The organism is Pseudomonas sp. LABIM340 (genome assembly GCF_040017195.2).
Classification (GTDB): Bacteria; Pseudomonadota; Gammaproteobacteria; order Pseudomonadales; family Pseudomonadaceae; genus Pseudomonas.
Genome location: NZ_CM200227.1, coordinates 440,302 through 455,469, shown reverse-complemented (window position 1 = coordinate 455,469; position 15,168 = coordinate 440,302). Strand labels below are relative to the sequence as shown.

At 67.2% G+C, this 15,168-nt stretch carries 8 protein-coding genes; all 8 read right to left on the bottom strand.

Annotation, left to right across the window (positions count from 1 at the left end):
- Nucleotides 1–44: 44 nt before the first annotated feature.
- The 8 genes from ABKS89_RS02215 to ABKS89_RS02180 all read right to left on the bottom strand — a co-directional run bounded on the left by ABKS89_RS02215 (nt 45) and on the right by ABKS89_RS02180 (nt 15,152).
- The gene (locus tag ABKS89_RS02215) at nt 45–656 is read right to left on the bottom strand and encodes a LysE family transporter (RefSeq protein WP_348589196.1); all 612 of its coding nucleotides are present in this window, start codon (nt 654–656) and stop codon (nt 45–47) included.
- Nucleotides 657–730: 74 nt separating this feature from the next.
- Nucleotides 731–1,531, bottom strand: a complete 801-nt coding sequence (locus ABKS89_RS02210) for an AraC family transcriptional regulator (protein ID WP_348589197.1) — start codon at nt 1,529–1,531, stop codon at nt 731–733.
- Nucleotides 1,532–1,538: 7 nt separating this feature from the next.
- Entirely contained in the window at nt 1,539–2,054 is a 516-nt protein-coding gene (locus ABKS89_RS02205; RefSeq protein WP_138213105.1) for a chemotaxis protein CheW, read from the bottom strand.
- Nucleotides 2,055–2,064: 10 nt separating this feature from the next.
- Nucleotides 2,065–3,099 (bottom strand): chemotaxis protein CheB, encoded by a 1,035-nt coding sequence (locus tag ABKS89_RS02200; RefSeq protein WP_138213106.1) that lies wholly within the window; start codon nt 3,097–3,099, stop codon nt 2,065–2,067.
- Nucleotides 3,092–11,533: an Hpt domain-containing protein gene (locus tag ABKS89_RS02195; RefSeq protein WP_348589198.1), complete on the bottom strand. Its 8,442-nt coding sequence runs from the start codon at nt 11,531–11,533 to the stop codon at nt 3,092–3,094. Before ABKS89_RS02195 ends, ABKS89_RS02200 begins: the two co-directional genes overlap by 8 nt.
- Nucleotides 11,534–11,557: 24 nt before the next feature.
- The gene (locus tag ABKS89_RS02190; RefSeq protein ID WP_348589199.1) at nt 11,558–12,421 is read right to left on the bottom strand and encodes a protein-glutamate O-methyltransferase; all 864 of its coding nucleotides are present in this window, start codon (nt 12,419–12,421) and stop codon (nt 11,558–11,560) included.
- Between the two features lie 62 nt (nt 12,422–12,483).
- Entirely contained in the window at nt 12,484–14,532 is a 2,049-nt protein-coding gene (locus ABKS89_RS02185; RefSeq protein ID WP_138213109.1) for a methyl-accepting chemotaxis protein, read from the bottom strand.
- Nucleotides 14,533–14,615: 83 nt separating this feature from the next.
- On the bottom strand, nt 14,616–15,152 hold the full coding sequence (locus tag ABKS89_RS02180) for a chemotaxis protein CheW (protein ID WP_081519603.1): 537 nt from the start codon (nt 15,150–15,152) through the stop codon (nt 14,616–14,618).
- Between the last annotated feature and the right edge of the window lie 16 nt (nt 15,153–15,168).

Below are 15,168 nucleotides of genomic sequence, written 5' to 3'. Positions count from 1 at the left end.
GAACAGCTATTCGGATGCTTCCCAAAATATGGGGGGAAGCAGCGTCAGACGCCCCGCAACGCCAACCCCGCCAGCACCAGCAGTACCAACCCGCACAGCGCATGGCTGACCCGGTGCCAGCGCGGCGAAGCGTTGCGCCGCAGCCAGTCCACCAGCGCCGCGCAGAGGAAGCAGCAGAGCACCGAGGCGGTCATGAAGCCGGCGAAGAACACCAGCGAATCGGCCAGCGACGGCACGCCGTTCACCAGCCCGGCCATGGCGCCGCCCAGCGCGCCCCAGTAGACGATGTTCTTCGGATTCGACAGCGACAGCATGGCCCCGGACGCAAAAGCCCCGGCATTGTGCTCACCGCTGTCGCCCTCCTCCATCACGCCAACCTGGCGAGCATCCATCAGGCTCTGCACACCCAGCCAGGCCAGATAGGCCGCGCTGGCCAGGGTCAGGGGCAGGCGCAGGGTCTCGTGGCCCAGCAGCAGCGCCAGCCCGGTGAGTCCGATCAGCGCCCACACCGCGTCGCCGATCAGCGAGCCGAACTGCACCAGCAGCGCCGGGCGGAAGCCGCCTTTCAGGCCGCGGCGCAGGGTTTCGGCGAGGACCGCGCCGGGGGACAGGCAGAAGACGATGCCGAACAGCAGCGCGGCGAAGAACAGGGTCATGGATCAGCTCTCGAACAGGTGGGCAATGGCGCGATTCTGCCTGGGCGGCTGCGGCCGGACTTGAACCGGATTGCTCAGCGCAGGGCGCGCTGGAAGTTGCCCGGTGAAACGCCATACGCCGCGCGGAAGTGCCGGTTCAGGTGGCTCTGGTCGGCGAAGCCGAGTTCATGAGCCACTTCCGTGGCCGGCCGCCCCGCGCGCAGCAAGGCCTGGGCGCGCCGGGTGCGCAGTTGCATGGCCCACTGCCGGGGGCTCAGGCCGACCTGTTTCTGGAAGCTGCGCAGCAGGTGGAAGCGCGACAGACCGAGGTAGGCAGCCATTTCGTCGAGGCTGGGTTGTCGCGCCAGATCGGCGGCCAGCCAGTCCTGCAGGTCGGCAATCCGCCCACCGCCATCCAGACTCTCGTGCGGCAGGCGAACGCCCATGGCGCGGGCGATCTCGGCCAGCAGCAGCGTCAGGCGCTCTTCGCCGCGCTGGCGAACGAAGGCATCATCGCCCAGCACGCGCTCGACGGCGTCGGCCATGGCAGCGGCCAGTGCGGGAAGGTGGTCGGTGGGGCGTTCGAACTCCAGGCGCTGCAGACCCAGAATCGCGGCCAGTTGGTCAGGAGCAACGTAGAGGCTGACGAATTGCCAGGGCTGCTCCTGATCGACGCCGCCGCCCTGGATCTGTCCGGGGTTATAGGCTGTGATGGCGCCGGGGCCGGCGTCGAAAGTGCGGCCATCCAGCCATACGCGCTCTTCGCCGCGCAGGTTGGCGCTGATGACGAATTCGTCGTGGCTGTGGCGCTCGAAACTGTGGCCGCCGAGGGTGGCGCCGGCGACCTCGAAGCCGGGGTTGTCCCCCAGCTGGGCAAGGCGCAGGCCACCGTTCATGGCGGGCTCAGATCAGGCCGGAGTCGGCCAGCTTCTGCTCCAGCGCGGCCAGGTCGGGGATACGCGCCTGGGCATCGCCCAGGTCCACCGCGTCCAGCTCCAGCGGCGCCAGCGGCAAGTCGGCGCGCTTGAGGTCACTGCCAATCTTCACCGAACGCGGGATGCCCTGCACCAGCAGCGCGAAGAACTTCACGTTGGGTCGCCCGCCCAGGGCGTTGACCACGATCACCCGCGCGCCGGGGCTGACTTCGGCCTGCCCATCGGAAGCCGCCTCGAAGGACAGCAGCGGCAGGCGCAAGTCGCGCCAGGCCACCTGGCCCAGGTACCAGGACGGCAGGCCGTCGACCGGGTGCGGGGCACGGTAGGTGATCAGCTCGGCCACCGCCACGTTGGGCAGCAGCAGGTTGCGGTCGGCCAGCGGCACCAGCAGCGCGGTCAGGCTGCTGGGGGCGGCGTTGGCCGCGGCACCAGCGGCAACTGCGCCATTGGCAACGCCGGCATTGGCGACGGGAAGATCACTCATGGGTCCGATCTCACTGCGTGACTACGCCGACGCATTGCTCGGCGAGATGATTGACCAGCGCCGCCGCGAGTTCGCGCGGGTCGCCGGAAAGAGTGCTGTAGCCGCCTTCGCGCAGGCTGTCGGGCATGCTGGAGCAGGCGCAGCTGTCGGCGCGCTGGGTCCAGATCGGCGCTCCCTGGCGGCGCACGTAGGCCGCGGCGGCGCTGCCGTCGCTGCACATGCCGCTGAACACGATCACGCCGCAACGATCGCCGTACTGCTGGGCGAGGTTGAGCATCATCTGGTCGATGGACGGGCTGTAGGGCTCCGGCCAGCTGCGATCCTCTACACGCATGCGTGCCGAGTCGTCGAAGCCCAGCTCGCGGGAGATCGGCACCACCACGACTTCGCCGCAGCGCACCGGGTCGCCGTCGCGCACGGTGTTGACGTGCCACTGGCTGTGGCGGCCGACGGCTTGCGGCAGGTTGGCCTCGAAGGAGGCATCGATGTGCTGGGCATACAGGAAGCCCACTGGCAGGCCGCCAGGCAGCGCATCGAGGAAGGTCTTCACCGCCGCCGGGCCACCCAGCGAAGCGGCCAGCAGCCAGACCTGCGCAGCTGGTTCACCGGCCTTGAGCGGGGAAGCCGCGAGGTCATCGGGCAGCGTCACGCGGGTCGGGCGCTGCGCTTCGTCGAGCAGCGCAGCCAGGCTGCGGCCGACGCCGGCGCTGGGGTCGCCCACCAGCTTGCGCAGCTTGGAGACCAGCCGGCGCTCCCAGCGCGGGTAATGTTCGGAATGCCGCTCCGGTGCGTGGCCTTCGCCGAACAGTACGGGCACCCGCGACTGCTCCAGCAGGTTGTCCACCAACGGCGAATCTTCCTGCTGCGCCAGGTCCACCAGCCACAGGTCGGTCTCGCAGGCGTCCAGCTGCTCGCTTTCAAGGCGAGCCGGGTCGGCGTTGAGCACCACCTGGTAGCCATGGCCAGCCAGGGCCTGCGCCAGCACGTGGCGCTGCAGCGAGGTGTCGGCGATCACCGCGATCCGCGGCGTGCTCTGCTCAGACATGGGCCTTCACCAGCTTGTGGATATTCTCCAGCAGCTCGGATTCCTGGTACGGCTTGCCCAGGTACTGGTTGACGCCGATGGCCAGGGCACGGTCGCGGTGCTTCTCGCCGGTACGGGAGGTAATCATGATGATCGGCAGGTCCTTCAGCTGTTCATCGTGGCGCACCAGGGTGGCCACCTCGAAGCCATCCATGCGCGGCATCTCGATGTCCAGCAGCATGATGTCGGGCTTGTGTTCCTGCAGCTGGGCGATGGCGTCCACCCCGTCCTTGGCGGTGAGCACGTTCATGCCGTTGCGCTCCAGCAGGCGGCTGGTGACCTTGCGCACGGTGACCGAGTCGTCCACCACCATGACCAGGGTCGGGCGCTGGTGCTCGATTTCCGCGGCGGCCGGGCCGGCCAGCAGGCGGCGCGGAGCGTGCTGGACATGCTGCGCATGGAGCACGCGGATGGTCGCCAGCAGGTCGAGAATCACCACCACGCGACCGTCACCGAGGATGGTCGCGCCGGAGATGCCGCTGACGCCGGCGAACTGCGCACCGAGGCTCTTCACCACGATTTCGCGCGAGCCCGCCAGGGCATCCACCTGCACCGCCACGGCGTGATCCGCCGAGCGCACGAGGATCACCGGCAACGGCAGCGACTGCCCGACCAGCTTGGGATGCTGGCCGTTGTTGAGCAGGTCGCCCAGGTATTTCAGTTCATAGCTCTGGCCCGCGTATTCGAAGCTCGGCGCGGCGCCGGTCTCGTCGGCGGCGGCCTGCTCGTAGAGGGCTTCCAGCTCGTACGGGGAGACCCGCACGATACCTTCGATGGTATTCAGCGGCAGGGCGTACAGGTCCTCGCCGGAGAGCACCATCAGCGCGCGGTTCACCGACACGGTGAACGGCAGGCGGATGTCGAAGCGGGTGCCTTCGCCAACACTGGAATGGATGCTCATGGAGCCGCCGAGCTGTTTCACCTCGGAGTTCACCACGTCCATGCCCACGCCACGGCCGGAAATCTGCGTGACCTTCTCGGCGGTACTGAAGCCGGCCTCGAGAATGAACTGCAGCACCTCGTGGTCGTTCAGCTCGCTGTCGTCGGTCATCAGGCCACGCTCGATGGCCTTGCGGCGAACTGCTTCGAGGCGGATGCCGGCACCGTCGTCGGCGAGGGTCAGGAGGATGTCGCCACCCTCGCGGCCCAGGGTCAGGCGGATGGTGCCCTGCTCGGCCTTGCCGGCAATGCGGCGCGCCTCGCCGGACTCGATGCCGTGGTCAACCGCGTTGCGCAGCATGTGCTCCAGCGGCGCGACGATGCGTTCGAGCACGGTACGGTCCATTTCGCCTTCGGCGTTGCTGACCACGAACTCGACCTGCTTGCCCAGCTCGCTCGCCACCTGGCGGACGATCCGGCGCAGGCGTGGCACCAGGCGGTCGAAGGGCACCATGCGGGTGCGCATCAGGCCTTCCTGCAGCTCGGTGTTGACCCGCGCCTGTTGCAGCAGCAGGGTCTCGGCGTCGCGGTTCTTGGCGGCCAGGGTTTCCTTGAGGTCGAACAAGTCGGAAGCGGACTCGAACAGCGCGCGCGAAAGCTGCTGCAGCTGCGAGTAGCGGTCCATTTCCAGCGGGTCGAATTCTTCGTAGCCGGCGCGCTCGGCGTCGGCCTGGTGGCGCGAGAGGATCTGCGCCTGGGTTTCGGTATCGAGACGGCGCAGCTGGTCGCGGACCCGCTCGATGGTGGCGTCCATCTCGCCCAGGGTCGAACCGACGTCGCTCACCTGCTGCTCGACGCGACCACGGAAGATCGAGGTCTCACCGGCGAGGTTGACCAGGCCTTCGAGCAGTTGTGCGGGCACCTTCACCAGTTCCTGCGGCGCACGGCGCGCGGCGGCTTCCTGGGCGGCTTCCTGGGCCCGGCGGACGAAGGGCAACACCACCGGCGCATCGATGCGCTGCGGCACGGCCGCGGCCATGATGGCTTCGGGCAAGGCCGGCAGGTTCAGCGGAGCCGGTTGTTCGGCAACCGGTTCCTCGGCAAGGTCTTCAGGCTGGCTTTCGGCGCTCTCGACTTCACCCAGGTGCAGGCGCAGCTGATCGACTTCGGCCTGCAGGCCTTCGAAGCCGGACTGCGCGTCCATCAGCAGGCTTTCCGGCCAGGGCGCGCCCTGCTGCTGGGCTTCGCCCAGGTGCTGTTCGAGGTCGTGGGCCAGGTCGCCCAGGCTGGTCTGGCCAGCCAGGCGCGCACCGCCCTTGAGGGTGTGGAGAATGCGCAGCAGCTCGTCGAGCGCACCGTTCTCGCGCTCGGCGTCCCAGCGGCCCAGGGCCTGTTCCATGGCTTCGAGCAGGTCGTCGGCCTCTTCCAGGAAGATATCCAGGATGTCGGCTTCCGGGCCTTCCGACGCGGCATGGGCGGAGCTGATCGCGTGCAGGCTGACGCTGCTGGGGATGCTCAGCTGTTCTTCGGGGTTGGCACGAAATCGGTGGATCGCATCGATCAGCGATTCACCTCCCGGAATCCGGCGGTGCTGCTGGACCGCTTCGAGCATCTCGGCGAGACGGTCGTGGCAGCGCTGCAGCAGCTCGAAGAGTGTCGGGCTGGCGCGCAGACGTCCGCCGCAGAGGCCTTCGTAGAGGAATTCCAGTTCGTGGGAGAGATCGCCGATGGGGCGGATCTCGGCCATCCGCGCGCCGCCCTTGAGGGTGTGCAGGTCGCGTTGCAGCGCTTCCAGCTCGACGCTGTTGTCCGGGTTTTCCATCCAGCGGTGCAGGGCACCGGAGGAGCTTTCGAGGATGTCGAAACCTTCCTCGAGGAAGATTTCCACCAGTTCCTGGTCGCGGTCTTCGTTCAGCTCGTACTCGCTGTCCTGCACGCCAGAGGCTTCAGGGACAGCAGCTTCCGGCTCGGCCGGCTGCACTCCGGCAACCTCGGTTTCGGCAGCGTCGAGGAAGGCCTGCAGGTCGAGGTCCTGCGCCGTGACTTCCAGCTCCGGCTCGCTGCTCTCGAGATCGATGCTCTCAAGATTGACGGTTTCGAGATCGATGCTTTCGAGATCGCTGACCTCAGCCTCAGTTGCTTCGAGCTCGTCGGCGACTTCGGCTTCCGGCGCCACCTCGGCGGGCAGCTCCAGCTCGATGGCGTCTTCGATGACTGGCGGCAGCTCGAGGGCTTCGTCCTGCTCGGCCACGGCGTCCTGCTGTGCGGCTAGCGCCTGCGGCAGGTTCAGGCCGGCGGCCGGGTTCTGGCGGAAGGTGCGGATGGTCTGCACCAGGTCGGCCGGGTCGGTCAGCGTCTGGCCGGCCTGCAGCTGGTCGAGCTGGGTCGCCAGACGGTCGTGGCAGGTGCGCAGCAGGTCGCCCAGCGGCTGGCTGTGCTGGAAGCGATGGTCCAGCAGGCCTTCGTAGAGCGATTCGAGTTCGTGGGACAGGTCGCCGATCTCGCGGATTTCCGCCATGCGCGCGCCACCCTTGAGGGTGTGCAGGTCGCGCTGCAGGGTCGAGAGCGCAGCGAGGCCTTCGGGCGAGGCCAGCCACTGGTCCAGCGCCTGGCCGGCGTTATCCAGGATGTCGACTGCCTCTTCGAGGAAGATCGCCACCATTTCCTCATCCAGCGCCCGCGGCGGCTGCTGTGGGGCGGGATGGGCATGCGGGGTCTCGGCGGTGATGACGTCATCGTCGTCATCATCGGCGGCGCCGCGCGGGGCACCGTCATTGTCGTTGCGCGGCGACCAGCTCAGGCCGTCGGGCAGGTTGTCGTCGTCCACCGGGCGGCTGTCGAGCAGGAACTCCTCGTCCTCGGCCGGGAAGTCCTCGGCGGTGAGGCTTTCCAGGTCGACGAACTCGATGTCGGTGGCGTCCTGCAGGTCGTTCGCCGGCTCGTCCGGTGCGACGACCGGGGCGTCCAGCAAGCGATGCAGCGCTTCGACCTGTTCCGGGCGGGCGCTGACCTGCAGGGCCGCAGCCACCTGGTCCATCATGCCGATCAGCGCCTCGTGGGCAGTTTCGGCTGCGGAGAAGAAGGCATCGCCGGTTTCCAGGCGACCCTGGCGCACGGCGCCGTAGACCGCCAGCAGCGCATCGGCGAGTTCCGCCATCTGCGGCAGCTCGGCCATCTGCGCGCCACGGCTGAGGGTTTCCAGTTCGTCGTAGAGGGCACCCAGCTCGTGGCGCTCCTGCGGGTGTTCACGCCAGCGGCGCAGCAGGTCCTCGGCATCGAGCAGGATGTCCATGCCCTCGGCGAGGAACATGCCGATCATCTGCGGGTCGTTGCCGCTGCCCTCGCCGCTTTCACCGCGACGCTTGGCCTCGGCGGCCTCCAGGCGCTCCTGGTGGATCTGCGCGATGCGCGCCAGCAGCTCCGGGCTGCCCTCGATGGGCGCCAGCGGGCGACCTTCGACGAGCTGGTCGAGACCGACACGGAACAGGCCTTCGGCGGCGTGCAGCAGCTCGGCCTCGCGCAGGTCGACCTGCAGCAGGTTGGTCTTGAATTCCTTCACCAGCCGCTCCAGCGGCGTGGCGATTTCGGCGATCGGCAGGATGCCGGCCATGTGTGCGCTGCCCTTGAGCGTGTGCAGGGCGCGCTGCAGGTCGTCGGTCACCGGCTGCGGCAGCTGCTGCGCGCAATCGGCGAGGAAGCCGACCAGGGTTTCCAGGTGGGCTTCCGCTTCATTGCGGAAGATCTCCAGCAACTGCGGGTCGAGGCTCTCGTCGAGCCCCTCATTGGCGGCCTGCGCGGCAATCTCTTCGACATCCGCCAGCTCGGGGGTGATGTCCTCTACCTGCGGAGCCGATTCCGGCAGCCCGCCACCTGGCGGCGGCACCGGCTGCCCCTTGGCCAGGGCGTGGGCGGTGGCGGCCAGGAGATCGACATCGTCGCGCTGGCGCTGGGCGCTGGCGGCGTACTCGTCGACCAGTTCGGGCATCAGCGCGACCACGTCCTGCACCACCTGCAACACGGCAGGCGAGGCAGCGATGCTGCGGTCGAGCACGCGGTTGAGCAGGTTCTCGATGGACCAGGCCAGCTCGCCGATCACCAGCGCACGGACCATCCGGCCACTGCCCTTGAGGGTGTGGAAGGCGCGGCGGATTTCGGTCAGGGAGTCGCGGTCGTCGGTGCTGGCCATCCAGGTCGGCAGGTGCTCGCCGATGGTTTCCAGCACTTCGCCAGCTTCTTCGATGAAGACTTCGCGCAGCTCTTCGTCGATCGGTTCTTCGTCGGCGGGCGGCGGCAGCAGGCTGGGCGGCACGTCCTGGGCAGGCGGATTGATCGCCTGGACCGGCGCAGCCATGACTTCGGCCAGGGACAGCGGCTTGGCCGGCGCCTCGGCGACCGGCTCGGGCTCGGCCGGCGGGCTGGGCAGCTCGACTTCCGGCAGGTCCAGGTCGGCGATGTTCTCGTCGCTCCAGGCTTCGGCCTGGAGGGCAGGAGTTTCAGCTTCGGCCAGCGACTCCAGCGTTTCCAGCTGCAGCGGCGCGTCGAGGCTGAGGTCGACGCCGGCGTCCAGCGCGGTCGGCTCGCTCAGTTCGCCCAAGGTCCAGTTGTCATCGCTGACCAGCGCGACTGGCGCGGTGGACGGCTCATCAGTGGCCGGTTGGGCGTCGAAGCTCAGGTCGTCCAGGGAGTCCAGGGTCGCCAGCGGCGCGGGTTCGAGTGCTTCCAGGCTGGCGAAGTTTTCGTCCAGATCCAGGGAAGGCGCAGGCGACTCGGCAGCCGGCTGGGTCAGGTCGACGCTGAACCAGTCTTCCTCGGCAGGCTTCCCGCCAGCCGGGGTGAGCGCTTCCATGTCCCAGCTCAGCTCGTCCACCGGGGCCGGAGCGGCCTCCAGCGACGGCAGGCTGGCGAAGTCTTCGAGCAGCTCCGGGGTTGCCGGGGTTTCGCTCGGCGCTGTGGACAGGTCCAGGGCTTCCCAGGACTGCTCGGCAACGGCGGGCTCCGCCTGAGCCGGCTCGTCGAAGCGCGGTGCCTCGGCAAGCGGAGCGGCGTCGTCCAGGCTCCAGCTCAGTTCATCGGCCACCGGCTGCGCAGGGGTTTCTTCCAGCGTTTCGAGGCTGAACTCGATGCTGTCGGCCTTGTGGCTGTCGTCCAGCGACCAGCCTTCGTCGGCCAGGGTGGTGTCGGTGATCGGTGCAGCCGGCTCCAGTTCGATGTCCCAGCTGAGGCTTTCCGGCTCCAGGGTGGCGGTCGGCTCGCTCGGTTCGGTAGAGGCGGCCAGCGGCTCGACCTCGTCCAGGGTCCAGGCGCGCAGCTCGGTGGAGGGCTCAGCGACGGGTTCGGCGGCAGGCAGGCCGGAGTCCAGCTCCAGGGGTTCGAAGGTGAAGCTGGATTCGGCTTCGCCGGCGGGCTGCAGGTCGGACTCGGTCGAGAGGTCGAAGTCGGCCAGCGGTGCGGGCTCTTCCACGGCAGCAGGTTCGACGACCGGCTCCAGGGATTCGAACGTGAAGGTCTCTTCGCCTTCGACGACAGGTTGCGGCGTGTCGAGGTCAGCCAGGTCGAGGATCGGTTCTTCGATCAGGGCCGGCTCGTCAACCAGGACGGACTCTGTGGGCTGTTCGAACGACAGCTCCTCGACGGGCGCTGCGTCCAGGCTGACGGGCTCGAAGCTGTCGGCGATCTCTACCGGCGCGGCCAGTTCCGGGACTTCGTTCACCGGCACCGCTTCGGTCGGCTCGGCCAGCGGCTCGGCGGCCAGCACGTCGATCTCGTCGAGTGGGTTGTCCAGCGGAGCAGGTGCGAAGGTGCTCGGCTCGGCGTCGAGGATCGACGGACGCGGCTTGAGCGAGTAGCCCAGGCTGTCCAGGCTCTCCTCGGCCACATCGAGGATCATGTCGCCCTGGGTGTTGTGGTCTTCCGACAGGCGCTCGAGGTAGTACTCGACGCTGGTGATGGCGTCGGCCAGGGTGTCCAGGCTGTGCCAGTCCGGCACGGCCTGACGCACCAGCAGTTGTTCCTGGATGTAGCGATTGCAGTTTTCCAGCAGTTTCGCCGCACGTTCCTGGGAGATCATCGCCAGACCGCCGCGAACCTGCGTCAGCAGTTCCGGCACGCGGGCCAGGTGCTCGTGGTTCCACTGCGAGGCGATGAACTCGATGATCGCGTCCTTGGCCAGTTCCAGGCCGTTGCGCGCTTCCTTGATCACCACCTGGTGGATCTGCTCGACGTCGGTGGTCGGCAGGACGTTCTCTTCGCTGCCCGGCTCTTCGCTCGGGCCGACCATGCCCGCCAGGGTGGCCTCGACATAGAGCAGCGCACCGGCGACATCCATCAGGGTGGCGTCGTTGGGCTGGCGCTGGCCATGGGCGAGCGCGCTGACCACGTCGATCTGGTCGAGGATGACCTTGCGCGGCTGGCCGAAACCCAGCACGGCGAGGGTGTCGGCAATCTGCTTGAGCGGCGCCAGCAGGCTGCCCAACTCGTTCACGCCGCTGCGGTCGCTGCGCACGAAGAGGTCGAGGCTGTCCTTGACCCGCACCAGCTCCTCGCACAGCGCGCCAACGACCGAGCGCATGGCGTCGCGGTCGGGGCCGGCGAGACGGGCACGTTCCTCGTCCACCAGGGCGGCGCCCGGCAGGGCGTCGTCCAGGCGGTACTCGTCCTTCACCGCACGCACACGCGGCGACTGGTCGGAGGCCTTGGCCACATAGAACAGCAGGTTCTTGATCAGCTCGTCCGGCGCCGGCTGGTTCATGGCGTCGGCGCCCTGGTCGACCAGGCGCTTGAATTCGCGGTCGACCTGGCGCAGCAGGTTACGCACCGAGGTACCGTTGGCGATGCTGCCGTTGGCCAGGCCTTCGATCATCGCCGAGGCGATCACCCACAGGCGGCCCAGCGGGGCGTCCTTGCACAGGGATTCGAGGCGGGCGAAGACGCGCGCCAGGTAGCCCAGGTTGGTCGGCAGGTCCTGGTTGCGAATGACGCCGACCAGGGCGACCTGCAGCATCTGCCGCAGCTTGCGCAGCAGCGCCGGCAGTTCGGCGGTGCGCAGGCGCGCCAGGGCGTCCACCGGCAGCACCGGGGACTCGTGGGACAGATCGGGGGAGAACAGGCTGGTTTCCGACAGCAGCTTCTCGCCACGGGCGGTGCGCAGGTCGTTGAGCAGCGGCAGCACCACCAGCGGCAGGTCGCGGCGGGCGCTCTGGATGCGCTCGAGGTACGCCGGCAGCTGCAGGATGGCCTGCATCAGCACTTCCAGCGCTTCACTCTGGCTGGAGGTCGTGCCGTCGATCAGCGCCTGGGTCAGGTACTCCATTTCTTCGGCGAGCAGGGCCGCGCCGTAGAACTCCACCATCTGCAGAGTGCCGCGCACCTGGTGGATATAGGCCAGGCAAAAGCCCATCCGCGTCGGGTCCTGGGGGTTCTCGACGTAGGATTCGAGGGCTTGCCGCGCCTGCTTGAGCGTTTCGGCAATCTCGCCTTTTACCCATTCCAGGGCGACATAATCGTGCCGATCACCCATAGCCACTCCACTCATGTGTCTGTGTCATCCCTTCCGGGTAAAGGCCAGAACGCGCTCATCGGCGACCGGTTCGAGCAGCGGGTGGTGCCAATCGGCGACCTCGCCCACTCCGATCACCAGCAGTCCCCCAGGCGCCAGCCGCTCGGCCAGGCGATTGAGGATTTCCCGCCGCCGCCAGCGGCGGAAATAGATCAGCAGGTTCTGGCAAAAAATCACGTCCATGCCGGACATTGGCGCCTTGGCCAGTTCCAGCACATTCAGCCGCGCGCAACAGACGCGCCCGGCGAGATCGGGTATCACACGGTATCGACCGTCATCCTGCGCGCTGAAGTAGCGCGTGGCCAGTTCCGGGTCGATATCCGCCAGCTTGCGTGCCGCATACGTGGCCTCGCGCGCCCGGTTGAGGGCATTGAGGCTGATGTCGGTGCCGGTCACGCCATACAGCGGCGCAAGACCTGCGTCTTCCAGTACCTTGGCGGCCACCATGGCGAGGGAGTAAGGCTCCTCGCCGCTGGAACAGCCGACGCTCCACAAGGCCAGCGGCCGGCTCGGGCCGACCTGTTCGAGGCGCTGGAGCAGGTAGCTTTCCAGCACGTCGAAGGATGCCTTGTGGCGAAAGAAACGGGTTTCCTGAACGGTGAGGCGGTCCAGCAGGTTCGACCACTCGACGGCGCCGCGCGGGCCATCGGTGACCTGGCGGTAATAGGTGCCGTAGTCGGCGATACCCAGTTCGCGCATCCGCGCGCCGAGGCTGGTCTGCAGGAAGGCACGGCGCTGCTCGTTGACGACAACGCCGGTGCGGTCTTCCAACAGTGCCTGCCAGTCGCGGAAGTCCGCGGCCGACATGTCGGCCAACGGCTGCAACGACCAGACGCCACTTGCCTGCATGTCGCGCCCCTCGCTCAAGATCGTCGTGCGCTACCCGGCTAAGAGCAGCGCACCTCCTCTGCTCAGGCCTGTTCGGCGGTGTCCGGCAGTTTGAAGCCGGATACGGAGTGGCGCATCTCGCCGGCCATCTTGGCCAGGTTACCAATGCTGCGCGCGGTAGCGGTGGTACCGGCAGAGGTCTGCGAGGTGATCTCCTGGATCACGTTCATGGTGTTGGAAATGTGGCCGGCGGAGGAGGCCTGCTGACGGGCGGCGTTGGAGATGTTCTGGATCAACGCTGCCAGGGTCTTGGATACCTTCTCGATCTCTTCCAGGGACACACCGGCGTCCTGCGCCAGGCGAGCACCACGTACCACCTCGGAGGTGGTCTGTTCCATCGAGATCACCGCTTCGTTGGTGTCCGTCTGAATGGTCTTCACCAGCGCCTCGATCTGTTTGGTCGCAGCGGAGGAACGTTCCGCCAGGCGCTGTACTTCGTCCGCTACCACGGCGAAGCCGCGGCCCGCGTCGCCCGCCATGGACGCCTGGATCGCGGCGTTCAGTGCGAGGATGTTGGTCTGGTCGGCAATGTCGTTGATCAGGCTAACGATGTCACCGATCTCCTGGGACGATTCACCGAGGCGTTTGATCCGCTTCGAGGTGTCCTGGATCTGTTCACGGATGTTGTCCATGCCGGTGATGGTGTTGTGCACCACTTCGTTGCCCTTGTTGGCGATGGCTACGGAACGTTCCGCTACCGCCGAGGACTCGGAGGCGTTCGCCGATACCTGGTCAATGGACACGGCCATTTCGTTGATCGCGGCGGAGGCGCCGGCGATTTCCTGGGCCTGGTGCTCGGAAGCCTCGGCCAGGTGCATGGCGGTGGCCTGGGTTTCCTGGGCGGCGGCGGCCACCTGCACGGCTGTCAGGTTGATGGTTTCCACCAGCTCGCGGAGCTGGTCGATGGAGTAGTTGATGGAGTCCGCGATCGCACCGGTGAAGTCCTCGGTTACCGTCGCGGCCACCGTCAGGTCACCGTCGGCGAGGTCGGCGATTTCGTCGAGCAGTCGCAGAATCGCCGCCTGGTTACGTTCGTTCTTCTCGGCGGTCTCGGCCAGTCGGCGGTTGGTTTCACGCACCATCACCAGGCCGATGAGGATGATCGCGCCCAGGGCAATGATGCCCAGCATGGCGCTGGCGACCTGGTTGAACACGCGGCCTTCGGCCAGGTTCTCGAAACCGCTGGCCAGGCTGGAGGCCTTGTCCAGCAGGGTCTGCGAGCCACCGAAGATGGTGTTGGCAGCTTCACGGACCTGGAACAGTTCCGGGGAGGTCTCGAGGATCTCGTCCACCGAGCCGGAAACGAATTCGAAGAGCTCGGCGATCTCGTTGAGGCGGTCCACCGCTTCGGCGTTGGTCACCTTGGAGATGCTCATCGCCGCGTTGCCTTCCTTCATGCCCTTGAGTACACGGCCGAAGAGGCTGGCGTCACGACCGAAGCTGTCGGCGGCCTGCACGGAGTTCTCGTCACCGGCGAGCACCTTGTTCACCGAGCCGAGGATACGTTCGGCGAGCAGCGACTGGCGCTGGGCTACCGCGACCTGGTCGGCCGGGGCGCCGTTTTCCAGCAGGATGTCGACGACCTCTTCGTACTCCACCTGTAGCTGCGGGATGGTTTCGGCGAGGGTCGCGGCTACCTGGTGCAGGGACAGTACGGTCTGTTCGCTGGCGAGGATGGAGTCGGCATTCTTGCGCAGGGTATCCCAGTCCTTCTGCACATCCGCCATCTGCGGTTGTACCGAATCCGGGCTCGGCGGCAGGCCGGTGGTTTCGTCACCCTTGGAGAGGATGTTCCAGCGCTTTTCGAAGTCGTTGCGTGCTTCTTTCAGCAGCTTGAACGCCTCCGCCTTGCCCGCCGCGGCTTCAGTGGCGTTCTTGGCGATACGCTGGGACAGCACGCGCAGTTCGCCGGCATGGCCGATGTACTGCTTGTCGTGGTTCGCCTGGGTGTTGAGGTAAGCGAAGTTGGCGAACAGCAAGACGATCGCCACGATCAGGACCACGAAGAGTCCGAGGATCAGCGAGCTGCTACGCGCACCCGAAAAAAGACTGCCTGCCTTTATATTTTTCATATTCGGCCCCCGCCTGGACCCACCACGATTACGGTTTCCATGTCACAACAAGGGCCGGCAATGCCGGCCCAACCGGTCAAACTCTAGCTGGCGACGTCGAGGAACCCCGGGTGCTGAGCCAGCGCATGCGGGCTGAACACGAGCCAGGGTTGCTCCCGATGGAAGACGCCATGGATAAAGGGCTGCAGGACCGCTTCCAGCGGCGGCAACTGCTCGGAGAAGGTGTCTACCGGGAAGTGCTGCATGCCGAACACCTCATCGACGATGAGGCCGGCGAAGACTTCCTGGTATTCCACGACGAGCACGCGCCGTTGCTTGCGCAGAGGCGAAAGCTCCGCGCCGAGGAAACCGCACAGGTCCATGATCGGCAGCAGGCGGCCGCGCACGTTGGCGACCCCCTTCACCCAGTCACGGACTCCGGGCAGCAGTGTGTAGCGCGGTTCGTGAAGAACCTCGCCGACCTCCCCCATGGGCGCCACGAACAGGCGCCCAGCCATGCGAAAGCCGATGCCGTTCCAGCTCTGCACCACCTCGCGCTGCGCGGGCAAACCCGCGGCAAGCTGACGACAGCGCTGATCGATCTGGACGAGAACCTCGAAAGGACTCTGGACTTCCGCCATGCCGGCCCTGGCCTTC

Bases quoted from the DNA above. Each gene is read 5' to 3' on its own strand.
- ABKS89_RS02195 (WP_348589198.1), bottom strand. From the start codon at position 11,533: ATGGGTGATCGGCACGATTATGTCGCCCTGGAATGGGTAAAAGGCGAG.
- ABKS89_RS02200 (WP_138213106.1), bottom strand. From the start codon at position 3,099: ATGTCTGAGCAGAGCACGCCGCGGATCGCGGTGATCGCCGACACCTCG.
- ABKS89_RS02205 (WP_138213105.1), bottom strand. From the start codon at position 2,054: ATGAGTGATCTTCCCGTCGCCAATGCCGGCGTTGCCAATGGCGCAGTT.
- ABKS89_RS02185 (WP_138213109.1), bottom strand. From the start codon at position 14,532: ATGAAAAATATAAAGGCAGGCAGTCTTTTTTCGGGTGCGCGTAGCAGC.
- ABKS89_RS02190 (WP_348589199.1), bottom strand. From the start codon at position 12,421: ATGCAGGCAAGTGGCGTCTGGTCGTTGCAGCCGTTGGCCGACATGTCG.
- ABKS89_RS02215 (WP_348589196.1), bottom strand. From the start codon at position 656: ATGACCCTGTTCTTCGCCGCGCTGCTGTTCGGCATCGTCTTCTGCCTG.
- ABKS89_RS02210 (WP_348589197.1), bottom strand. From the start codon at position 1,531: ATGAACGGTGGCCTGCGCCTTGCCCAGCTGGGGGACAACCCCGGCTTC.
- ABKS89_RS02180 (WP_081519603.1), bottom strand. From the start codon at position 15,152: ATGGCGGAAGTCCAGAGTCCTTTCGAGGTTCTCGTCCAGATCGATCAG.